At 70.8% G+C, this 23,387-nt stretch carries 16 protein-coding genes; all 16 read left to right on the top strand.

All coding sequences use genetic code 11. From position 1 onward, the window contains the following. The first annotated feature begins 1,032 nt into the window (after positions 1–1,032). The 16 genes from ACWGKT_RS16705 to ACWGKT_RS16630 all read left to right on the top strand — a co-directional run bounded on the left by ACWGKT_RS16705 (position 1,033) and on the right by ACWGKT_RS16630 (position 23,384). Positions 1,033–2,511, top strand: coding sequence for a sugar transferase (locus ACWGKT_RS16705; protein WP_356155769.1), 1,479 nt, complete (start codon positions 1,033–1,035; stop codon positions 2,509–2,511). A gap of 74 nt (positions 2,512–2,585) precedes the next feature. Beyond that, positions 2,586–3,902, top strand: a complete 1,317-nt coding sequence (locus ACWGKT_RS16700; protein WP_453274202.1) for a nucleotide sugar dehydrogenase — start codon at positions 2,586–2,588, stop codon at positions 3,900–3,902. Further along, positions 3,892–5,157: a glycosyltransferase family 4 protein gene (locus tag ACWGKT_RS16695; RefSeq protein ID WP_453274201.1), complete on the top strand. Its 1,266-nt coding sequence runs from the start codon at positions 3,892–3,894 to the stop codon at positions 5,155–5,157. The genes ACWGKT_RS16700 and ACWGKT_RS16695 overlap by 11 nt, the downstream gene beginning before the upstream one ends. Beyond that, positions 5,154–6,551, top strand: coding sequence for a Wzz/FepE/Etk N-terminal domain-containing protein (locus tag ACWGKT_RS16690; protein WP_453274200.1), 1,398 nt, complete (start codon positions 5,154–5,156; stop codon positions 6,549–6,551). The genes ACWGKT_RS16695 and ACWGKT_RS16690 overlap by 4 nt, the downstream gene beginning before the upstream one ends. Further along, positions 6,548–8,068 carry a Wzz/FepE/Etk N-terminal domain-containing protein gene (locus tag ACWGKT_RS16685; protein WP_453274199.1) on the top strand — a complete coding sequence of 507 codons (1,521 nt, stop codon included), beginning with the start codon at positions 6,548–6,550 and terminating at the stop codon, positions 8,066–8,068. The genes ACWGKT_RS16690 and ACWGKT_RS16685 overlap by 4 nt, the downstream gene beginning before the upstream one ends. 3 nt (positions 8,069–8,071) lie before the next feature. After that, positions 8,072–10,006 carry an asparagine synthase (glutamine-hydrolyzing) gene (asnB, locus tag ACWGKT_RS16680; protein WP_453274198.1) on the top strand — a complete coding sequence of 645 codons (1,935 nt, stop codon included), beginning with the start codon at positions 8,072–8,074 and terminating at the stop codon, positions 10,004–10,006. 29 nt (positions 10,007–10,035) lie between these two features. Then, complete coding sequence (locus ACWGKT_RS16675; protein ID WP_453274197.1) at positions 10,036–12,225, top strand: bi-domain-containing oxidoreductase; 2,190 nt, start codon at positions 10,036–10,038, stop codon at positions 12,223–12,225. After that, on the top strand, positions 12,222–14,198 hold the full coding sequence (locus ACWGKT_RS16670) for an alginate lyase family protein (protein WP_453274196.1): 1,977 nt from the start codon (positions 12,222–12,224) through the stop codon (positions 14,196–14,198). Before ACWGKT_RS16675 ends, ACWGKT_RS16670 begins: the two co-directional genes overlap by 4 nt. Positions 14,199–14,370: 172 nt before the next feature. After that, entirely contained in the window at positions 14,371–15,891 is a 1,521-nt protein-coding gene (locus tag ACWGKT_RS16665; RefSeq protein ID WP_453274195.1) for a right-handed parallel beta-helix repeat-containing protein, read from the top strand. 1 nt (position 15,892) lies between these two features. After that, on the top strand, positions 15,893–17,143 hold the full coding sequence (locus ACWGKT_RS16660; RefSeq protein ID WP_453274194.1) for an O-antigen ligase domain-containing protein: 1,251 nt from the start codon (positions 15,893–15,895) through the stop codon (positions 17,141–17,143). A gap of 2 nt (positions 17,144–17,145) precedes the next feature. Continuing rightward, positions 17,146–18,387, top strand: a complete 1,242-nt coding sequence (locus tag ACWGKT_RS16655) for a glycosyltransferase (RefSeq protein WP_453274193.1) — start codon at positions 17,146–17,148, stop codon at positions 18,385–18,387. After that, a complete protein-coding gene (locus tag ACWGKT_RS16650) occupies positions 18,384–19,619 on the top strand; it encodes a class I SAM-dependent methyltransferase (RefSeq protein ID WP_453274192.1) in 1,236 nt (411 codons plus the stop codon). The genes ACWGKT_RS16655 and ACWGKT_RS16650 overlap by 4 nt, the downstream gene beginning before the upstream one ends. Further along, the gene (locus ACWGKT_RS16645) at positions 19,616–20,431 is read left to right on the top strand and encodes a glycosyltransferase family protein (RefSeq protein ID WP_356155801.1); all 816 of its coding nucleotides are present in this window, start codon (positions 19,616–19,618) and stop codon (positions 20,429–20,431) included. The genes ACWGKT_RS16650 and ACWGKT_RS16645 overlap by 4 nt, the downstream gene beginning before the upstream one ends. Then, positions 20,428–21,075 carry a PIG-L deacetylase family protein gene (locus ACWGKT_RS16640; RefSeq protein WP_453274191.1) on the top strand — a complete coding sequence of 216 codons (648 nt, stop codon included), beginning with the start codon at positions 20,428–20,430 and terminating at the stop codon, positions 21,073–21,075. The genes ACWGKT_RS16645 and ACWGKT_RS16640 overlap by 4 nt, the downstream gene beginning before the upstream one ends. Positions 21,076–21,078: 3 nt before the next feature. Then, positions 21,079–22,113, top strand: a complete 1,035-nt coding sequence (locus tag ACWGKT_RS16635; RefSeq protein WP_453274190.1) for an NAD-dependent epimerase/dehydratase family protein — start codon at positions 21,079–21,081, stop codon at positions 22,111–22,113. Then, complete coding sequence (locus ACWGKT_RS16630) at positions 22,101–23,384, top strand: DUF4910 domain-containing protein (protein WP_453274189.1); 1,284 nt, start codon at positions 22,101–22,103, stop codon at positions 23,382–23,384. The genes ACWGKT_RS16635 and ACWGKT_RS16630 overlap by 13 nt, the downstream gene beginning before the upstream one ends. Positions 23,385–23,387 lie beyond the last annotated feature (3 nt).

Raw genomic sequence — 23,387 nt, 5'->3', positions numbered from 1 at the left:
GCCCGCCTCATGCGCAGGGAGCGGACACCACCAGCCGGAGCACACCGGCGCACTACTCAAGGTTGATCGGCTACACCATCACGCGGGACACCATCACGTCGACGACATCGTCAGCCTCTGTCACCCCGTTGAAACAAGCACCAAATAGACGTCACACGTGTCATCTCAGCGTCCGGATATCGCCTGTCCCGCCCACACCACACATTGCGTGCACTACCAAAGTCGCAGGTCAGGAGCTCTTCGCGGCCGGCTTCAAATTCGCCACGCATCCGTACGATGCGCCATGGAGGAGTTGTGAAAGTGGTCTCTGCTGGGTAAACCCCCAGTTCAGGCCATGTTTTCGAGTCTTTCAGCCAGGTTCTACGAGTCGATGAGCGTCAAAAGAACGTCGCGCGCCTCGTCGTCCGGGTCGATCTCCCCGCCCACGTCGGGCCCCCCACAGCGGCACGTTGTAGTGCACGAGCAGCGGGAAGTCGTTGCCGAACTGGGCGCCGTGGAGGGTCTGTTGGAGCGCCCGGCGACGTCGGGGCACCCGCCGGCCGACGCCGACCGATGGATCCAGCCTCACAGCTTGAGCACAAATTACATACATCCCCCTCTTCATACTGGCCCCGATGGTCTAGATTGACCGTGCTTCAGCTGCTCGAACACGAGACGACCAATTAACGATCTATGGGTCCGGCGTCAAGGAAAGCCAGAAGTCACGTCCCCGGCGTCGGACGTGGGGGTGATCAATTCTTAGGTCCGAGCGGGGCCTTGGGTGCAGGGAACACCCGAGGTTTCGACGGGTTTCCGCGCACCTGGGGTGCATGGCAGGACCTGCGAGTCCGCTGCCGCCAGGGTGGGTCGTTCAAGTAGATCTGAAACAGCAGGGATGTATGCGTGGGGGCGGGGGCCTCCCGCGAGGAAGAACAGCGCGACGCGGAGGGTGGGGGCCTCCCGAGCGGAGGCAGTGCCGGGGGGCGGGGGCCTCCCGGGGGGAGCAACAGGGTTCGGCGGACACGTCGAACCACTGGGGACCTGGGGGGTTCTGTGCGGCAAGGGGGACTAGTCAGCCCGTTTCCGTCGGCGCGCGGGCGTCTGGCGAACGGGGCATTGGGACAGCCCGCGATCGAATGGGAGCAGCGGTACCGCCGTACCGTGATCACCAGCGACACCGTGGCCACCGCCTGCGTGGTGGCGGCGATCGGCAACTTCTTCGGGGCCCGGGACGCGGCCAACTGGCATGAGAAGTGGGGAATTCTCGCGTTCGGCACCGAGCTACTGGTGCTGGGGGCGCTCGCGGTGAGCCGCGCGTGGGCTCCGGCCGTGCTCGGCCAGGGCGCCGAGGAATTCCGTCGGCTCGGACGTTCGCTGTTCGCGGCGACCGTCGTACTGGCGCTCGGTGGGATCGCTCTCACCTCGCGCAACATCAAGCTCTGGATCTTCGTCGCGATCCCCGCGATCGCGCTCGTCACCATGACCGTGCGGTATCTGCTGCGCCTCGGGCTGCACAAGCAGCGCAAGGAAGGGCGCTGTCTGAGACCGGTGCTCGCGGCCGGCAGCCCGGACACCGTGCGCGACCTGATAACCCGTACCCGCAAGTTCCCGCACCTCGGTTGGCGGGTGGATGCGGTGTGCACGACGGACGGCTTCGGACTCGACGGTGACCTCCTGGACGGAGTGCCGGTCGTCGGCCGACTGGCGGACGTCGCGGGCCACGTCCACCGCGACGGCTACCGTGTCGTCGCGGTCACACCGGACCCGCACTGGTCACCGGACCGTCTGCAGCGGCTGGCCTGGAACCTCGAAGGCAGCGACGCCGAGATGGTCGTGGCGCCCGTGCTGATGGAGGTGGCCGGCCCGCGGCTGCACGTCGACGCGGTGCTCGGGATCCCGCTGCTGCGGGTCAGCATGCCGACCTTCACCGGGGGCCGCCGGGCGGTCAAGGTGGTCGTCGACCGGCTGGGCGCGGCGATCCTGCTGATGCTGTTCGCGCCGCTGATGGTGTTCGTCGGGCTGCTCGTGCTGATGGACAGTCGCGGTGGGGTGTTCTACCGCCAGCGCAGGGTCGGCAAGGGCGGCCGCGAGTTCACCATTTACAAGTTCCGCACCATGGTCGCCGGGGCTGACCGGGCACGTGCCGGGCTGGCCGGCCTCAACGAGGGCGCCGGCCCGCTGTTCAAGCTCCGCCGGGATCCGCGGGTGACCCGTGTGGGAGCAGTGCTGCGCCGGTACTCGATCGACGAACTGCCGCAGCTTTTCAACGTACTCACCGGATCGATGTCGCTCGTCGGTCCGAGGCCTCCGCTGCCGGAGGAGTCCGCTGCCTACGGCCCGGACATCCGGCGGCGGCTGCTGGTCAAGCCCGGACTCACCGGCCTGTGGCAGATCAGCGGACGCAGCGACCTGTCGTGGGAGGAGGCGGTCCGGCTGGACCTGCGGTACGTGGAGGACTGGTCGCTCGCCCTGGACACAGTGATCTTGTGGAAGACGCTGCGTGCGGTGCTCTACGGGCAGGGGGCCTACTGATGCGCGGGGGGCGTCGTCCGGTCGGCGCGCGGACCGCAGGCCAAAACGGCCTGCCTGGGGGGGAGGAACGGGTCATGAGGGTCAGCGTTTTCGGGCTCGGCTACGTGGGCTGCGTGTCGGCCGCGTGCCTGGCCAGCATGGGTCACGAGGTCATCGGCGTGGACGTGAACCAGGTGAAGGTCGACCTGGTCAACGACGGCAAGGCCCCGGTGGTCGAGGAGGGGATCGGCGAGCTCGTCGCCGAGGTCGTGCGGACCGGAGCGCTACGCGCCACCGACGACGTCCGCGAGGCGATCATGGACAGCGAGGTGTCGCTGGTCTGCGTGGGCACGCCGTCGGAGCCCAACGGCAGCCTGTGCACCACGTACTTGGAGCGGGTCACCGAGGAGATCGGCGCCGCGCTGGCCGAGCGGGGCGGGCGGCACACGGTCGTGTTCCGCAGCACCATGCTCCCGGGCACCTGCCTGAACCTGCTGGTGCCGATCCTGGAGAAGTACGTCGGTGGTACGGCCGGGGTGGACGTCGGGGTCGCGGTCAACCCGGAGTTCCTGCGCGAGGGCACGAGCGTGCGGGACTTCTTCGACCCGCCGAAGACCGTCATCGGCGAACTCGACGCGGCGAGCGGCGATGTGGTGGCGGCCTTGTATGAGGACCTGCCCGGCGAGGTGTTCCGGGTGCCGGTCCCGACGGCCGAGGCGATCAAGTACGCGGACAACGCGTTCCACGGCCTCAAGATCGGTTTCGCGAACGAGCTGGGCGCGGTGTGCCAGGCCCTCGGGGTGGACTCGCACCAGGTGATGGACGTGTTCCTGGCCGACCGCAAGCTGAACATCAGCCCCGCCTACCTGCGGCCCGGCTTCGCCTTCGGTGGCTCCTGCCTGCCCAAGGACCTGCGCAGCCTGGTCCACGCGGCGCAGCGGGCCGACGTCTCGGTGCCCATCCTCTCGCACGTGCTGCCCTCCAACTCCGATCATCTGCAGCGCGCGGTGGAGTTGGTCGAGCGCACCGGCAAGCGCCGGGTGGGCCTGTTCGGGTTGTCCTTCAAACCCGGCACCGACGACCTCCGCGAGAGCCCGCTCGTCGAGCTGGCGGAGCGGCTCTTCGGCAAGGGGTACGACCTGCGGATCCACGACGCCAACGTAAGCCTCTCCCGGCTGCTCGGCGCGAACCGCGAGTACATCGAGACCCGGCTGCCGCACCTCGCGCAACTGCTCGCGGATTCCGTCGACGAGGTGCTTGAGCACGCCGAGGTGTGCCTGGTCGGAACCAGGGATCCGGCCGTGCTGTCGGCGCTGCCCCACGGTGACGGCCCGGTGATCATCGATCTCATCCGCCTTCCCGACGCCGAGGCGCGCCGGGCCGAACCGGGATACGTGGGCCTTGCTTGGTGAAACGACCAGCGGCGACCGGCCGGGCCGGCGCGCGCTGATCCTGGTGGAGAACCTGTCGGTGCCGTTCGACCGGCGGGTGTGGCAGGAGTGCACGACACTGCGCGACGCGGGCTGGACGGTGGACGTCATCTGTCCGCAGGGAAGCAAGCGGGACACGGAGCCGGAGGCGGTGATCGACGGGGTGCGGATCCACCGCTACCCGTTGCGCGCGGCCACCGGAGGGCCGGCCGGCTACCTGCGGGAGTACGGATCGGCGTTGTGGCATACGGTCCGGCTGGCCCGGAAGGTCGGCCCGGTCGACGTGGTGCACGCCTGCAACCCACCCGACCTGCTGTTCCTGCCGGCCCTGTGGATGAAGCGGCGCGGAGCGCGGTTCGTCTTCGACCAGCACGACCTGGTACCCGAGTTGTACCTCTCCCGGTTCGGCCGCGGCGAGGATCTGCTCTACCGCGCCGTGTGCGCGTTGGAACGGCGGACCTACCGGGCCGCGGACATCGTGCTCGCCACGAACGAGAGCTACCGGGACGTCGCGGTGCGGCGGGGTGGCCGACGGCCGGAGGACGTGTTCGTGGTGCGCAGCGCGCCCGACATCGACCGGTTCCACCCCGTACCGCCCGAGCCGGAGCTGAAGCACGGCAAGCCCCATCTGCTGTGCTACCTCGGCGTCATGGGCCCGCAGGACGGCGTCGACTACGCCTTGCGGGCCCTCGCGAAGCTGCGCGACGAACTCGGGCGGACCGACTGGCACGCGGTGTTCGTGGGCGCCGGTGACACCTTCGACGCGATGGTGGAGCTGTCCCGGCGGCTCGGGCTCGCGGAGCAGGTGCAGTTCACCGGACGCATTCCGGACGCCGATCTGGTGCGCTACCTGTCCACGGCGGACGTGTGCCTCTCCCCCGACCCGCACAATCCGCTCAACGACGTGTCGACCATGAACAAGGTCCTGGAGTACATGGTGATGGGCCGGCCGGTCGTCTCGTTCGACCTCCGGGAGGCGCGAGTCTCCGCCGGTGAGGCCGCCGTCTACGCGCCCGCAAACGACGAGGCCGAGTTCGCGCGGCTCATCTCGCTGCTGATGGACGATCCGGAGAAGCGGGCCCTGATGGGCAAGATCGGCCAGGAGCGGATCAGCGGGCCGCTCGCCTGGCGGAACTCCCAGCGATCGCTGCTCACCGCCTACGCCGCTGCCTGCCGTGACCACGCCCCGGCGTCGGCCGGCCACTCGAACCGGGCAGGGCGGAGGCCGCGCCGTTGAACGATGACACGATACGCCTGGTCACGATCGGACGGATTATCCGTCGCCGCTGGCGGCTTCTCACCACCCTCGCCCTGGTGGGTGCGCTCCTCGGCTACGGCACCTCCTTGCTGTTCCCGCCGCGTTACACGACGTCGGCCTCGGTACTGCTGCCGGGAGCGTGGGAGGAGCGCGAGCTGCTGACCCAGGCGCAGATCGCGACCAGTTCGGTGGTGGTCGACCGCGCGGCCGCCACGCTCGACTGGAGCGGGGTCAGCGGCAGCGAACTGCGGGATCGGGTGAGCGCCACGGCCGCCGACGGGAACATCATCAAGATCTCGGGCACGGCCGAGACCCCGAAGCGCGCACAGCAGCTCTCCGACCAGGTGGCCCAGCAGTTCGTCGCATTCGCCGCGCGGGTCATGGACGACAACTCCGACCCCGAAGCGGCGGCGCAGCGCGAGGCACTGCAGCAGACGGTGATGCAGACCAGCCGCCGCATCACCAAGCTGGCCGACGCGGCCGACCCGGGGCAGACGGTGGAGAGCGTGCAGGCCCGAACCGAGCTGGAGAAGCTGCGCACCTCGCTGCAGGAGGCCGTCAACAAGCTGGACCAGGCCGACCCGGCCGCCAACAAGGCCAACATGGTCGTCATGGGGCCGGCGGCCCGGCCGGCCGGCGAGGCACCGCCGACGAGGATGCAGCTCATCGTCGCCGGGGCGCTGCTGTTCTTCCTGTTCGGGGTCATCGGCCATCTCACCGCGGCCCGGATGAGCCGCCGACTTCGCACGCAACCGGAGATCGCCGCGGCGCTGGGTTCGACGCTGCTGGGCACCGTCGACGTACCCGGTGAACGGCCCACGCACCGGCCGCAGGGCCGTGGGCCGCGGGCCCGGATCCGTCGTCTGCTGGGCACCGACATCCGGTGGGACATGCCGACCCCGCAGGCGTCCGGCGACGAGGCCGACAGGCAGATCCGCTACCGGCGGGTGTGCGCCCGCCTCCGGGACCAACTGCCGGCCCCCCGGCGGCTGCTGGTCGTCGTCCCGGACGGCGACGAGATCGCCCGCCGGGCCGCCGGGCAGCTCGTCGCCGAGGCCGAGAGCGATCCTTCCGCAAGCTCTTCGGGCAAGGGAAACCCCATGCTGCGGGTGGTGGAGGTTTCGGTGTCCCAACCGCTGGTGCCGGACCGCGACAAGGAGTCCGGCGCCCTGGTCGTGCTGAGCGCGGGCAACTGGACCGCAGGGGAGCTCGCCGGCATCGCCGAGGCGTGTGCGGACGCCAAGCACGAGGTCGTCGGCATCGTCCTCGCCGGCCTGGTCCGGTCCCGTCCGGTGCGATCTGTCGGCCGTCCTCGCGATGTCGCCATGCCGGTGCTCGCGGTTGGCGACGACGCGAAGGGAAGTTCAGGGTGACGACGAGTACGACTTCGGAGTCGTCGACCTCCGCTCCACTGCTCGACCTGCAGGCACTGGTGGTGGCCGTCCGCAGGCGGCGCCGTCTCTGGTGCTCCATGGCGCTGCTGGGGCTGCTCGTCGGCGCGGCGATGGCGGTCCTGCTGCCGCCGCCGCCGACCGCGGTGACCAAGGTGCTGGTCGCGCATCGGGAGGACCAGCCGAACGACCCCGGAACGCTGATCCGCACCGACGCCGCGCTGCTGCAGACCACGCAGATCGCCGACGAAGCCCTGCGGTCCCTCAAGTCCCCGGAAAAACCGGAGGACTTCATGGGGGAATACTCGGGCATCGGCTTGACCAACAACCTGCTGCAGATCACTGTGACGGGTGACAGCGACGCGCATGCGATGGCCCGCGCCAAGGCGCTGGCCGATGCGTTCGTCGCGGACCACGTCAAGCGGATTCAGCAGGCCGCGAGCGCCGAGGCCAAGGCCCTGCTCGACCAGCGTGACCGGCTGCGGGGCGAACTCGCCAAGGTCAACAAGACCATCGGTGACGGATCGTCGGCGAGCGGGCCGAACGCGTCGGCGGACCTGGAGTCGCTCTTCGCCCGCCGGGCCGAGCTCACCTCGCGGATCTCCGACTTCAGCCAACGCGCCGCGGAGGCGCGCATCGGCACACCCCAACTCATCGCCGGCACACAGATCGTGGACGCCCCGCGCGCGCTGCCGCACTCCCTGCCCAAGTCCGCCGCCACCAACGCCGCGATCGGGCTCGTCCTCGGGCTCGTCCTCGGGCTCGCGCTGGCCGCGGTCGGCGCGGTGGTGGCGGACCGCCCCGTGCTGCGCCGGGAGATCGCGGCGAACCTCGGGGCCTCGGTCATCGCGGAGCTGCCCCGCCGGTCGGGCAGGCTGTGGCAGCGCCGACGGATCCGGGCGGCCCGCGAGCGGCTCACCGCGTCCCTGGCCCGCACCGTGCGCGACTGTGCGGAACCGTTGTCGCTGCTGGAACTGGGCTGTGCGCGCAGCACGAGCGTGATCGCCCTGAACCTCGGCAGAGCACTGGCGGCGGAGGGGCCGGTGGTCGTCATCGATGGTCTGCCCGGCTTGCAGCTCGCCAAGCGCAGCCCGAAGCCAGGAGACCCGACCGTGGTCAGCGGCGAACGTGCCGCGGACGTGTCGGATCAGGAGCGCCGGCTCGGCGTCGGCTCGGTGGCGCCCGGCACGGCGTGGACCGACCTCCAGTACCTCGGCACTCAGACAGTGCTCGTCGTGCGTGCCGGGCACGGCAACGCCGCATGGCTGCACACCGTGGCGCGTCAGCTCGCGGACCAGCGCATTCCGGTGATCGGTGTGGTGCTGATCGACCCCGATCCGCGTGACCGGACCGACGGCACGCTGTGGGACGGGCTGCACACCGCGCTGCGCGGTCAGAACGAGCGGCCGGCCCGACAGAACGGGACGGGCCGGCGAGGGGCGGAGCGGCTGCCGATGTGGGCGGCGCGGGTCCCGGACAGCGACCAGGAGGCGCGGTAGGACATGTGTGGCATCGCAGGCACTTACCGATGGCCGGACGGGAAGGTCGTGACCGACCGGCTCACCGACACCCTGGCCCACCGCGGTCCGGACGGGGCGGGCCGCTACAGCCACCCCGTCGGCGACGGCGAGGTACACCTCGGGCATCGTCGGCTGGCCATCATCGACCTGTCCGAGACCGGCGCCCAGCCGATGGTCTCGGACGGCCTCGTCCTGACGTACAACGGCGAGCTGTACAACGCCCCCGAGCTGCGCGCCGAGTTGTCGGCCGCCGGGGTGCGCTTTCGCGGTACCTCCGACACCGAGGTGCTGCTGGAGGCCTGGCGGCGCTGGGGCACGGACTGTCTGCCCCGGCTGCGCGGCATGTTCGCGTTCGGGATCTTCGACGAGCGAACCGGTGAACTGGTGCTCGCCCGCGACCAGCTCGGCATCAAGCCGCTGTTCCTGCTCCGGCGCGGCGAGGGCCTGCTGTTCGCCTCCGAGCTCAAGGCGCTCGCCGCCGTGACCGGCGGGTCGCTGCAGGTGGACCACGCCGCGCTGGTGGCCTCGCTGCTGTACTACTGGGTGCCGGACTCACGGTGCGCGTTCCGCGAAGCGGAGAAGCTCCCGCCGGGGAGCTGGCTCCGGTGCCGGCCTGACGGCCGAGTGGAGCGGGGCCGGTACTGGAACCTCCGGGACGTCGCCGCCGAGGCCCGGGAGCGGGCCCGGGGCGGCGAACAGCCGGACATCGCCGCCATCGTCGAGGAGTCGACCCGGCGTCACCTGCTCTCCGACGTACCGGTGGCGACCTTCCTCTCCGGCGGGCTGGACTCCAGCTACCTGACCGCGCTGGCGGCCCGCGACCAACCCGGCATCTCCGCCTACACGATCGGGTTCCGCGCCGAGGACGCCAAGTTCGAGGCGATGCCGGACGACCTTCGCTACGCCCGGCAGGTGGCCGAGCGGTTCGGCGTCGACCTGCATGAGATCGAGATCGCTCCGAACGTGCTCGACCTGCTGCCTCAGATGACGTACCACCTGGACGAGCCGATCGGCGACCCCGCCGCGATCAACACGTTCCTGATCTGCTCGGCCGCCCGGGAGGCCGGGGTCAAGGTGATGCTCTCGGGGATGGGTGCCGACGAGCTGTTCGCCGGCTACCGCAAGCACCTGGCCAACCTGATCGCGCTGCGCTACCAGCGCATCCCGCGGCCCCTGCGGCGCGGGGTGTCCAGGGCCGTGGACCGGCTGCCGGTCGCCACGGCCCGGCGGGGGTACCGGTCGGTGCGCTTCGCGAAGCGGTTCCTCTCCTTCGCCGACCTGCCGGAGGAGACCGCGTTCCGGCGCAGCTACACCATGTACGACCAGGACGAGCTGCTCGCTCTGGTCGATCCGGACCTGGCCCCGGCGGTCGAGGACGTGCTGACCGAGCATGCGGACATCTACCAGGACAACGACCTCGACGACTTCGTCAACCGCATGTGCCTGGGCGACGCCCGGATGTTCCTGCCGGGCCTGAACCTCACGTACACCGACCGGTCGAGCATGGCCGCTTCGACCGAGGTGCGGGTGCCGTACGTGGACGTCGAGGTGGTCAAGGCGGCGTTCGCCGTGCCCGGCGATCGCAAGATCGTCGGACGGCAGGGCAAGGCCGTCCTCAAGGAGGCGGCCACCTCGATCCTGCCCCGGGACATCGTGTATCGGCCGAAGGGCCTGTTCAGCGCCCCGCTGCGCGCCTGGATGAGCCGGGACCTGGCACCGCTGGTGCGCGAGGTGGTGCACGACGGCGTGCTCGTCGGTTCAGGGCTGCTGCGCCGCGACGCCTTGGCGCGCATGGTCGCCGAGGACGCCGCCGGGCAGCGGGACTTCTCCAAGCATCTGTGGCATGTGCTGACCCTCGAGTACTGGTACCGCGACGCGACCTCCGGGTCCGGCCGGAACGCTCGCTCGGCGGCATAGAAGACGGCGTAGAAACAAGGGGACTTCGGGTGAAGCAGGTCGTACAGAACTACAAGAGCGGCGAACTGGCACTGCTCGACGTGCCGGTGCCGGGGTGCAAGCCGGGCGGTGTGCTGGTCCGGAGCGCCTACTCGCTGATCTCCACCGGGACCGAGCTCATGAAGGTGTCCGAGGCCGGCATGTCGATGGTGGGCAAGGCCCGCTCCCGGCCGGACCAGGTGGCCAAGGTCATGCAGAGCGTGGCCACCAACGGGGTGCCCGCCACCTACCGCAAGGTGATGGGCAAGCTGGACTCCTACACGCCGCTGGGCTACTCGCTGTGCGGGGTCGTCGAGCAGGTCGGTACCGGGATCGACGATGTGAAGGTCGGCGACCTCGTGGCCTGCGCCGGCAACGAGCACGCGCTGCACGCCGAGCTGAACTGGGTGCCGAAGAACCTCTACGCCCGGGTGCCGGAGGGCCTCGCGCCGCGGCACGCGGCCTTCGGCACCGTCGGGTCGATCGCCATGCAGGGTGTCCGCCAAGGCGAGTCACGGCTCGGCGAAGTGGCGCTGGTCATCGGCCTCGGGCTGATCGGGCAGCTGGTGGTGCAGTTGCTGACCGCCTCGGGAGTCCGCGTCGTCGGGGTCGACCCCGACCCGACGCGTTGCGAGCTGGCCGAGCGGCTGGGCGCCGCGGCCTGCGGCGATCCCGCGTCCGCGGCCGTCGAAACCGCGATCGCCGAACTCACCGACGGTCACGGCGTGGACCAGGTGTACCTGGCCGCCGGCGGCGGCAGCAACCAACCCGTCGAGCTGGCCGCCCGGCTCTGCCGGGACCGCGGCCGGGTCGTCGACATCGGCAAGTGCCGCCTGGACCTGCCGTGGAACGCGTACTACGAGAAGGAGCTCGACGTCCGGTTCTCCCGCAGTTACGGCCCCGGGCGCTACGACCCGGGGTACGAACTGGAGGGACGGGACTACCCGATCGGCTACGTCCGCTGGACCGAGCGCCGCAATCTGGCCTGCTTCCTCGACCTCGTCGCCCGCGGCCGCGTCGACGTGGAGCCCTTGGTCTCCCACATCGCCGACTTCGACGACGCCGTCGAGACGTACCGGAGCCTGAAGGACGGCGACCTGAAGGCCGTGGCCGTGCTGTTCCGGTACCCCGAAACCGCCGAGGCCACCGCCGAGGCCCAGGCCCCGGCGGTGGCCGTGCCCGCGGTGCGACGCGGCGGCGCGGTGCCCACCTCGGTCCGGGCCGCCAAGACGCCGGTGCGGCTGGCGTTCGTCGGCGCGGGCAACTACGCGACGTCGATGCTGCTGCCGCACCTGGCGCAGCGCGAGGGCGTCGAGCTGTCGACCGTCGTCACCACGACGGCGCTGTCCGCGGCCAACGCGCAGCGCAAGTTCGGCTTCGCCGCGGCGACCACGGATCTCGACGCCGTGCTCGGCGACAAGTCCATCGACGCGGTGTTCGTGGTCACCCGGCACAGCTCACACGCCGAACTGACCCGGAAGGCGCTGCTGGCCGGCAAGACGGTTTTCGTGGAGAAGCCGTTGGCACTCACCGAGGACGAACTGGCCGGAGTACTCGCGGCGGTGGAGGAGTCCGGCAACGACCGGCTGCAGGTGGGCTTCAACCGCCGGTTCGCACCGCTGCTGCAGGAGGCCAGGAAGCGGTTCGGCGCCCGGACCGGTCCGGCGAGCCTGCGCTACCTGGTCAACGCGGGCCGGCTGGCGCACGGCAGCTGGTACCTCCAACAGGGCACCGAGGGCTCGCGGTTCGCCGGCGAGGGCGGACACTTCATCGACACGGCGAGCTGGCTGCTCGGGGCCGATCCGGTCTCGGTGTACGCGGTCGCCACGTCCGGCAACGAGGACCTGCAGGTCGTGCTGCGCTACCCGGACGGGTCCACCGCCACCCTCAGCTACGTCACCACCGGCGCGCCCGGCTTCCCCAAGGAGACGCTGGACCTCGTCGCGGACGGCAAGGTGCTGCGGCTCGACGACTTCGTCCGTGCCTCGGTGTACGCCCGCAAGCGGTGGGTCAGTTCGCGGTTGCCCAAGGCCCGGGACAAGGGCCAGTCCGCCGAACTGGCCGCGTTCATCAAGGCCGTGCGGACCGGTGGTCCGATGCCGGTGCCGCTGGAGTCGTTGGTCGCCACCACGGCGGCCACCCTCGCCGTGCAGGCCGGTCTGGCCGGCGGCGCGCCGGTGACGTTGGCGGGCGCGCGATGACTGTGAAGTCGGGGAGTGCGGGCTGGTACCTGCGGCGGCTGTCCCGGATGGGGCCGCGGGAAGTCGGCGGCCGGGTCGGCGACACGGTGCGCAGGCGGCGGTGGCGGTCGGCGCGGCCGGACTGCCCGAGCGTGACCGGTGCCCGGTTCACCGCCGTACTGCCCGCGGGGACGATCGCCGCGGTACCACCGGACGCCGCGAAGCGTCTCATCGCCGAGGCGGACCGGCTGATGGCCGGGCACGCCGAGTACTTCGGGGTGGACCGCGACGACCTGGCCGACCCGGACTGGTGGTACGACCCGAAGACCGGGCGCCGGGCTCCGTGGGGCTACGCCTTCGACGTGCCGTACCGGAACGAGGACGCGGTCGGGGACATCAAGCAGATCTGGGAGCTGTCCCGGCATCAGTACCTCACCGTGCTCGCCGCCGCCTACGCGATCACCGGGGACGTGCGCTACGCCGAGCGGGTGGCCGAACACCTGCGGTCGTGGTGGGCGGGCAACGCGCCGCTGCGCGGAGTGCACTGGACCAGCGGCATCGAGCTGGGGATCCGGCTGCTGTCCTGGGTGTGGATCCGCCGGCTGCTCGACGGCTGGCCGGGCGTGGCCGGGCTGTTCGAGGGCAACCCGGTGGCGCTGAACCAGATCTGGCATCACCAACGCTGGCTGGCCGCCTTCCCCAGCCGGGGGTCCTCCGCGAACAACCACGTCATCGCCGAGGCCGCCGGGCAGTTCGCCGCGGCCTGCGCGTTCGGATGGTTCCCCTCCTCGGCGCGTTGGCGGGCCGACGCGCTGCGGTCGCTGGAGCGGCAGCTGCGCAGCAACACCTTCGACTCCGGCCTCAACCGCGAGCTGGCCACCGAGTATCACGGACTGGTGCTGGAGCTCGGCCTGGCCGCCGTGGCCGAGGCGGATGCCGCCGACGTGCCGGTCCCCGCGTCGGTCCGGCGGGTGCTGTTGCGGATGACCGACGCGCTCGCGGCCGTCGTGGACGGCCGGCTACGGCCGCCGCGTCAAGGAGACTCGGACGACGGGCACGGTCTGGTCGTGGACGGCGCCGGCACCGACCGCTGGGCCTCGCTGCTGGCCACCGGGGACGCCGTGTTCGGTCGGCTCGCCTGGTGGCCGACGGTGACCGGCACCGATGTGCGCACCGCGCTGCTGGCCGCGCTCATCCGGCCGTACTCGAAAATCGAGAACGCCCCGGCCGTGACGCGTCCGGTAAGCCGGCCGGCCCATTTCGCCGACGCGGGTATGACGATCCTGCGCGGTCCGGAAGAGATCTGGTGCCGCTGCGACGGTGGTCCGCACGGATTCCTGTCCATCGCCGCGCATGCGCACGCGGACGCGCTGTCCGTGGAGGTCCGGCACGACGGGGTCGACGTGCTCGCCGACCCGGGGACGTTCTGCTACCACGGGCAGCCCGCGTGGCGGCAGTACTTCCGGTCGACCCTCGGCCACAACACCCTGCAGCTGGACGGCGGTGACCAGTCCGTCTCCGGCGGACCGTTCCTGTGGACCCGGCATGCCCGCAGCCGTGTCCTGGTCGCGGACACCTCCGGCGCCTCGGACGGGGTCACGGCCCGCTGGTGCGCCGAGCACGACGGTTACGAGGGCTCCGTGCACCGCCGCAGGGTGGAGCTGACGGCCGCGAGCCAGGAGCTGACGGTGGTTGACGAGGTGCGCGGCCCCCGCCGGGCGGTGCGGCTGGCGTTCCACCTCGGTCCGGCGATCGCCGCGGGCCTGGTGGGGAACCGGGCACAGCTCACCTGGACCCGGGACGGCGAGGACCGCTCCGCGGCGCTCGACCTGCCCGGGCAACTGAGCTGGCGGGCGCATCGCGGCGAGAGTGACCCGCCGCTGGGCTGGTACTCCGCCGGCTTCGGGCGCAAGGAACCCGCCACCACGCTGGTCGGCACGGGCTTCGCCGACGGCACGGAGGGGTTCACCACCGTGCTCAGGTTCCACGGCTAGGGGGCCTCTGATGGATCTCCGTGGAGGAAGGAGCGCCCGCGGCGGGGGCGTACTTGGGCTCTCGGCCGGTGCGGCGAGTCGGGGTACCTCCCACGCCCTTGAGGCAGTAGAAGAACGCACCGGGCGTCGCGCCGCCGCGGAGAGTCGTCAGAAGCCGCCCAGGGGCGGACTCTTGGGGATCAAGTGGCGGCACTGGGCGTGGCCGGCGGCACCGCTGGCGCTGGCCCTGCTGGCGGCGACCGGCTGTGAGGGCACGGCGGGCGCGCGGCCGAAGCCGACCGCCGCGCCGGCCACGTCCGTGGCCCGGGTGTGCGCCGAGCACGCGGCCGGGCCGGCGAAGGCGCCGGCGGGCGCGGTGACGGTCGACCCTGCGGTCGTCGGTGACCTGGCCGCGAAGACCAAGAGCAGTCCCCCGCACACCACGTTCTGGCTTCGACCGGGCAAGCACAGGCTTGAGGCGGACCGCTACGCCCAGGTCATCCCCAAGGAGGGGGACAGCTACGTCGGCGCGCCGGGTGCGGTGCTCGACGGCCGGAAGACCAACCAGTACGCGTTCGGCGGCACGGCCCGCAACGTCACCATCCGCTACCTGACCGTGCAGCGTTTCGTCGCCCCGCAGAACGAGGGCGTGGTCAACCATGACTCGGCCGACGGGTGGGTGATCGAGCACACGACGATCCAGCACAACTCCGGCGCCGGGCTGATGGCGGGCGCCCACCAGCGGGTCCGCGCCAGTTGCCTGCGCGACAACGGTCAGTACGGCATGAACGCGTACAAGGCCTCCGGCCGTCTCAGCGGTCTGGTGGTCGAGGGCAACGAGATCGTGGGCAACAACACGGACGACTGGGAGCGGCGGCGGCCGGGCTGCGGCTGCACCGGAGGCGTCAAGTTCTGGGCCGTCAACGGCGCCGACGTACGCGGCAACTGGGTGCACGACAACCGCGGAACCGGGTTGTGGGCGGACACCAACAACAACGACTTCCGCATCGAGGACAACCTACTGGAGGCCAACGACGGTGCCGCGCTGATCTACGAGACCAGCTACAACGCGGTCATCCGGAAGAACACGATCCGGCGGAACAACTGGGTCGAGGGCCGCAAGTACGCCGACCGCGGCGACAACTTCCCGTTCGCGACCATCTACCTTTCCGAGTCCGGCGGCGAACCGAGGATCCACGCCCGCACGAACAAGATCGAGATCTACCGGAACGTGCTGGAGGACAACTGGTCCGGGATCACCCTGTGGGAGAACGCCGACCGGTTCTGCAACAGCCCGGCCAACACCTCGTCCGGTGACTGCACGTTGCTGGTGAAGAACACCAAGCGCTGCGCACAGCCGGCGATCGCCACCGCACCGCTCTACGGCGACTGCCGGTGGAAGACCCAGCGGGTGGACATCCACAACAACCGCTTCGTGCTGGACAAGTCCGTCGTCGACTGCACGGTGAAGTGCGACCGCATGGCGGTGCTGGCCAACTACGGCACCTATCCGGACTGGTCGCCCTACCAGGGCGATCGGGTGGCCGAGGCGATCACCCTCAAGCAGCACAACCGCTGGCACGACAACGTCTACGTCGGACCGTGGGTGTTCGTCGCCCACGACCCGAGCCGGATGGTCGACGCCGGGCAGTGGCAGGGCACGCCGTACCAGCAGGACGCGGGCAGCACCTTCCGCGCGCAGGACGGTGGTTGAGATGAACACCGACCACACGGCCCACACGTCCCACACGCCGAAGATCGTCGGGACGGTCTGGGGGCTGCTGGTCCTCAACACGCTCGGCTCCGCCGGGGCGAAGACCATCGTCCCGCTGCCCCGCTCCCTCATCCAGATGGTCACCATGGGCGCGCTGGTCGCCGCGTTCGCGCTGGCGCTCATGGTCAACCTCCGGCTGCGCATCCGGGCCAGCGCCTACGTCTTCCTGCTCACCATGCTGCTGGTGGAGAGCGTGATCTCCAGCGCGAACCTGGAGTCCGGGTTCGGCGCGTTGTTCCGCTGCTTCCGACTGGCTCTCTTCGTCGGCACGCTGTGGCTGCTCAGCCGCTGGTGGGACGGCAGCCTGACGTTCGTCCGGCACCACATCCGGATGTACTTCCTGGTGCTCGGGTCGGTGGCCGCCGGCGCGGTCGCCTCACCGGGCGCGGCCATGCCCGACCTCTACGGCGGGCGGCTGGTCGGCGCGTTGTGGCCGCTCACCCCGCCGCAGATCGGACAATACGCCGCGGTGATCATCGGGCTCACCGCGCTGCTCGTACTGGACCACCGGACCGACAGGACCAGCGCGGTGGTGGTCATCGTGCCGTCACTCGTCCTGCTCGCGTTGACCCATACCCGCACGGCCACGCTCGGCCTGCTCATCGGGCTGGCGCTGGCGATCGGCTCGCTCATCCTGACCAGCGCCGCCGCCCGCCGGTTCTTCGTCTGGGCGGTGCTGTGCGCCACGGTGGCAGCGGTGGGGTTCGCCTCCGCGCTGCAGGCGTGGTTCCTGCGCGGACAGAGCCAGGAGAACTTCACCAGCCTCACCGGTCGGGCCAAGGTGTGGCACGCCCTGCTGACAGCACCTCGGACGACCTCGGAGTACCTGTTCGGCGTGGGCCTGGGCGACAAGTCGTTCGGCGGGCTGCCGATCGACAACAGCTGGCTGGCCGTCTACAACGAGCAGGGCATGATCGGCATCGGCCTGGTGGCGGCGATCATCATCGTGCTGGGCGGTGTCGCGTTGCTGCGGCCACCGTCGCTGTCGAGGGCCTGCGCGATCTTCCTGATCAGCTACTGCGCGATCGCGTCGTACACCGAGGCCGGGCTGGGCGACGCCTCGCCGTATCTGCTGCACCTGGCCGTGGCCGCCTCGCTGCTGGCGACACCAGCCCCGGCCACTCCCCTCCCGACGCCCCACGTCCCTCGACAACGCAGACCGCGATGGGCCCAGAGATCGGAGGTGAGCTGAGCATGCACGTTCTCGTGGTGCACAACCGCTATGCCTCGGCGCAGCCGAGCGGGGAGAACAAGGTCGTCGACCAGGAGGTGGCGCTGCTGCGCGGGGCCGGCCACCGGGTCGAGGTGTTCGAGCGGCGCAGCGACGACATCGCCGCCCGGTCCCTGCCGGGCAAGGTCGCGCTACCGCTGCTGGTGCCGTGGAACCCGGCGGTCCGCAAGGAGCTCGCCGCCCGGCTGCGCGCCGAGCGGCCGGACGTGGTGCATGTCCACAACGTCTTCCCGCTCCTGTCGCCGGCGGTGCTGGCCGCCTGCGCCGACGCCGGTGTGCCCGCCGTCGCCACGCTGCACAACTACACCCAGATCTGCCCTCCCGGCACGCTGCAACGGGACGGCCGGCCGTGCACCGAGTGCGTCGGGTCCACGCCGCTGCCCGCCGTCCGGCACGGCTGCTACCGGAGCTCCCGGCTTGCGACGGTGCCGCTCGCGGTCAGCATGTCGGTCAACCGGCGGCGGTGGTGGTCCGGTGTGGAGCGGTTCTTCTGCATCTCCGCGGCGCAGCGCGACGTCCTCGTGCGGGCCGGCATGCCGGCCGAACGGCTGGCGGTGAAGCACAACTTCGTGCCCGACCCGGACGCCCGCCGGTCGGGCGCCGGCGAGCATCTGCTCTATCTCGGCCGGCTCGCGGAGGCCAAGGGCGTGCGGCTGCTCATGGCCGCGTGGGACGAGATCGCCGCGAGCGGCGGTGTGGGTGTGCCGCTGGTGATCGCCGGCACGGGACCGCTGGAGCCAGAGGTGACCGCCTGGGCGGCGGGCCGGGACGACGTGCGGTACGTCGGCCTGTGCGACACGGCTCAGTGCCGGCAGGCCATCGCGCGGTCGGTCGCCGTGGTGGCTCCCTCGACGTGGCTGGAGGCGTTCGGTCTGGTGGTCGTGGAGGCGATGGCGGCGGGGGTCCCGGTCGTCGCCGCCGGTCACGGCGCCTTCGTCGAACTCGTCGAGGACGGGGTGACCGGACTGCTGCACCGGCCGGGCGAGCCCGCCTCGCTCGCGTCCCGCATACGCCGGATCGCGGGCGAGCCGGTCCGCAACCGGGAGATGGGCCAGGCGGCCCGGCGCCGGTACGAGCAGGGTTTCAGCCCGGCCGTCGGCCTTGAGCGCCTGGTGGATGAGTACCGAACCGCGATCGCGGGTCGGTCAGCACTGGCTCGTGGCGGGGACACCCGCGCGAGCAGGGGGGATGGGGACAGTAGATGACACGATGCCGACTGTGCGGCTCGGAAGCGATGGCGAGCGTCGTCGACCTTGGGGCGACGCCACCGTGTGAGAGCTTTCTCGCCGCGGACCAACTGGACCAGCCGGAGCCGGCGTACCCGCTGCACCTGCGGGTCTGCACCGACTGCTGGCTCGCGCAGATTCCTCCGCTGATCACGCCGGAGGAGACGTTCACGCAGTACGCGTACTTCTCCTCCTACTCGACCTCCTGGGTGGAGCACGCGCGCACGTTCGTCGCCGACGCCGTGGAGCGGGTGGGTCTCGGCCCCGAGGCCTTCGTGGTCGAGGTCGCGAGCAACGACGGGTACCTGCTGCGGCACGTGGTGGACCGGGGGATCCGCTGCCTCGGCATCGAGCCGTCGGTGAACGTGGGGGCCGCGGCGCGGGACGCCGGTGTGCCCACGCTCACCAAGTTCCTGGACCCGGCCACCGGCGCCGACGTCCGCGCCGAGCACGGCCCGGCGGACCTGGTCGCGGCCAACAACGTGTACGCGCACATCCCCGACGTGGTCGGGTTCACGCAGGGGCTGCGCGCCCTGGTCGCCGACGACGGCTGGGTCTCCATCGAGGTGCAGCACCTGCTGACGTTGATCGAGGAGAACCAGTACGACACGATCTACCACGAGCACTTCCAGTACTACACGGTCGCGTCCGCGATCCGGGCGCTGGCGAGCGGCGGACTCGCGCTCGTGGACGTCGAGTTGCTGCCCACGCACGGCGGCTCGATCCGACTGTGGGCCCGGCCGGCCGAGGTGGCCGGCGAGCCGACGCAGCACGTGGCCGACGTGCTGGCCCGGGAGAAGGCGGCCGGGCTGCAGGAGCTGTCCGGGTACACCGAGTTCTCCGCTCGGGTGGCCAAGGTGCGCCGGGACCTTCTGCGGTTCCTCATCGAGGCGGCCGAGCGCGGCGAGACGGTGGTCGGCTACGGCGCCCCGGGCAAGGGCAACACCCTGCTCAACCACTGCGGCATCCGGCCCGACCTGCTCCCGTACACGGTCGACCGCAACCCCTACAAGCACGGCAGGTTCACCCCGGGCACCCGTATCCCGATCCTGCCGCCCGATCAGATAGCCGCCGACCGGCCGGACTACGTCCTCGTCCTCCCGTGGAACCTCCGGGCCGAGCTGGTCGAGCAGTTGTCCTTCGTGCACGACTGGGGCGGCCGACTGGTCTTTCCCATCCCGGAACTGAGCATCGTCGAGGTGGGGTCATGAAGGTCGTTCTGTTCTGCGGCGGTTACGGGATGCGGATGCGCAACGGTGCCTCCGACGACGTCCCCAAGCCCATGGCGATGGTCGGACCGCGACCGCTGATCTGGCATGTCATGCGCTACTACGCGCACTTCGGGCACACGGAGTTCATCCTGTGCCTCGGATACGGCGCGCACCACATCAAGGACTTCTTCCTCAGCTACGAGGAGACGACGTCCAACGACTTCGTGCTGCGCGGCGGTCGGACCGAGCTGCTGTCCACCGACATCTCGGACTGGACGATCACGTTCGCGCAGACCGGTATCGAGTCACCGATCGGGGAACGGCTGCGCCGGGTGCGGCAGCACCTGGACGGGGACGAGATGTTCCTCGCCAACTACGCCGACGTGCTGACCGACGCCCCGCTGCCGGAGATGATCGACCGGTTCACCGAACGCGACGCCGGTGCCTCGATGATGGTGGTGCCGCCGCAGTCCTCGTTCCACTGCGTGGACCTGGGCGAGGACGGCCTGGTGGGAGGCATCACCCCGGTGAGCGAACTGCCGCTGTGGGAGAACGGCGGCTACTTCGTGCTCCGCCAGGAGGTCTTCGACCACATCCCGGAGAACGGGGACCTGGTCGCCGACGGATGCGCCCAACTGGCCAAGCGTGGACGGCTGGTGGCGCACCAGCACCGCGGCTTCTGGAAGCCGACCGACACCGTGAAGGAGCGCGCCGCGCTCGACGAGGCGTACGCCCGGGGCGACCGCCCGTGGGCCGTGTGGGAACGGGACGGCGCGAGCGCGACCGGCAGCGGCTTCGGAGCGAGGGCGTGATACGCCTCGGCGCCGAGCGCCTGGACCGGATCGTCGCGGTGGGCGCGCACTGCGACGACATCGCCATCGGCGCCGGCGGCACACTCCTGACGATGTGCCTCGCGCGGCCGGGTCTGCGCGTCGACGCACTGGTGCTCTCCGGCGGTGGCAGCGAGCGCGAGCAGGAGGAGCAGGCCGCGCTCGCCGCCTTCTGCCCGGGCGCCGACCTGCGCCTCACCGTGCACAAACTGCCCGACGGACGGCTGCCCGCGCACTGGGACGAGGCCAAGGGCGCGGTCGAGGAGTTGCGCGCGCAGACCGAGCCGGACCTCGTCCTGGCCCCGCGCACCGACGACGCGCACCAGGACCACCGCGGCCTGGCGAAGCTGATGACCACCGCCTTCCGCGACCACCTCGTACTCGGCTACGAGATCGTCAAGTGGGACGGCGACCTCGGCCGTCCGGCGGTGTACCAGCCACTGTCGGAGGAGATCGCCGAACGGAAGGTGGGCCTGCTGCAGGAGCACTACCCCTCGCAGCGGCACCGGCCCTGGTACGACCGCGAGGCCTTCCTCGGGCTGGCCCGGATCCGCGGCATCGAAAGCAACGCGCGCTACGCCGAGGCGTTCGCCGTCACCAAACTCACTCTCAACCTGGGGGAATGAACCTTGCGCGTACTGCTCACCGGACACCAGGGCTACCTGGGCACCGTGATGGCCCCCGTCCTCGCGGCCGCCGGGCACGAGGTCGTCGGCCTGGACGCCGGACTGTTCGCCGACTGCGTCCTTGGCCCGACGCCCGCGGACCCGTCGGGGCACCGGGTGGACCTGCGCGACGTCACGGCCGAACACGTGGCCGGAGTCGACGCCGTGATCCACCTGGCCGCGCTGTCCAACGACCCGCTGGGGTCGCTCGCGCCGGAGCTCACCTACGACATCAACCACCACGCGTCCGTGCGCCTTGCCCAACTGGGCCGCGACGCCGGAGTGCGGCGCTTCCTGTACGCGTCGACCTGCTCGGTCTACGGCGCCGCCGGCGACCCCGACTTGTCGAACTTGGTGGCCGAGGACGCCCCGCTGCGGCCGGTGACACCGTACGCGGAGTCCAAGGTGCGGGTGGAGGACGACCTGCACGCGCTGGCCGACGGCGACTTCAGCCCGGTGTTCATGCGCAACGCCACGGCCTTCGGCTACTCGCCCCGGCTGCGCGCCGACATCGTGCTGAACAACCTGGTGGGGCACGCCCTGTTGTCCGGCGAAGTCCTGGTGCTCTCCGACGGCACCCCCTGGCGCCCGCTGGTGCACGCCGCCGACATCGCACGGGCCTTCGCGGCCGCGCTGGTCGCGCCGCGGGAAGCGGTGCACGACCGGGCGTTCAACATCGGCAGCGAGATCAACAACGTCACGGTCGCCGAGATCGCCGAGCAGGTCGCCGAGGCTGTGGGCGACTCGCGCGTGGTGATCACCGGGGAGAACGGCGCCGATCCGCGGTCGTACCGCGTGGACTTCTCCCGGTTCCGCACGGCGATACCCGGCTTCGACTGCGAGTGGACGGTGAAGCAGGGCGCGCTCGAACTCGCCGACGCCTACCGGAAACACGGGCTGACCCGGGAGGACTTCGAGCGGCGCTTCACCCGGCTGGCCGTGCTGCGCGCGGCGTCCGACGCCGGCACCGTCGACGACACCCTGCGGTGGCGCCCATGACCACGGCAGGCGAGGAGATGTACGCGCTGGTGGAGCGCTTGTACCCGCTGTGCCGGAGCATCACCGGCGACGGTGTGCGCGCCACCCTGGAGATCGTCGGCGAGTACGTTCCATTGCAGGTGCACGAGGTGCCGACCGGGACTCAGGTCCTCGACTGGACGGTGCCGCAGGAGTGGAACATCCGGGAGGCGTACATCGCCGACTCCGCAGGCAAGCGGGTCGTCGACTTCGCCGAGTCCAGCCTGCATGTGCTCGGCTACAGCGTGCCGGTGTCGGCGACCATGCCGCTGGCCGAGCTGCGCGGACACCTGCACACCCTGCCGGACCATCCGTCCTGGGTGCCGTACCGCACCAGCTACTACAAGCCGGAATGGGGGTTCTGCCTGGCCCAGGAGACCTTGGACGCGCTGCCGGACGGCGAGTACGAGGTGCGCATCGACTCCACACTCGCCGACGGCCACCTCACCTACGCCGAGCACGTGGTCCCCGGGCAGGTCGCCGACGAGGTGATCGTCTCCTGCCACGTCTGCCACCCGTCGCTGGCCAACGACAACCTGGCCGGCATAGCGGTGGCGACGTACTTGGCGCGCGCGTTGGCGGAACAAACGCCGTACTACACCTACCGGTTCATCTTCGCGCCCGGCACCATCGGGGCCATCACCTGGCTGGCCCGCAACGCGGAGCGGGTGGAACAGGTCAAGCACGGACTGGTGCTGGCCTGCGCCGGCGATCCGGGCCGGCTGACGTACAAACAGAGCAGGCGCGGCGACGCGGAGATCGACCGGGTGCTGCGGCATGTGCTGGCCGCTTCCGAACGCCCGCACCACGTCGCCGAGTTCACTCCGTACGGCTACGACGAGCGGCAGTACTGCTCGCCCGGGTTCGATCTCGGCGTGGGCTCGCTCAGCCGGACCCCGTACGCCGGCTACCCCGAGTACCACACCTCGGCGGACAACCTGGACTTCGTCTCCCCGGAGGCGATGGCGGACACGCTCGCCGTCTGCCGCGAGGCATTCGCCGTGCTCGACCGCAACCGGCGGTACGTCAACCTCAGCCCCCACGGCGAGCCCCAGCTGGGCCGGCGTGGGTTGTACGACTCGCTCGGCGGCCGCAGCGACGCGAAGCAGGCGCAGATGGCCATGTTGTGGGTGCTCAGCCTCTCCGACGGCGAGCACGGTCTGCTGGACGTCGCCGAGCGGTCCGGGCTGCCGTTCGACACCGTCGCCGCCGCGGCCGACGCCCTGCACGGCGCCGAACTGATCAAAGCGTGACGC

It is taken from the genome of Streptomyces sp. NPDC054794 (genome assembly GCF_053611585.1).
Note: the sequence above shows the minus strand (reverse complement) of the source record. Positions and strands in the feature narration are given on the sequence as shown.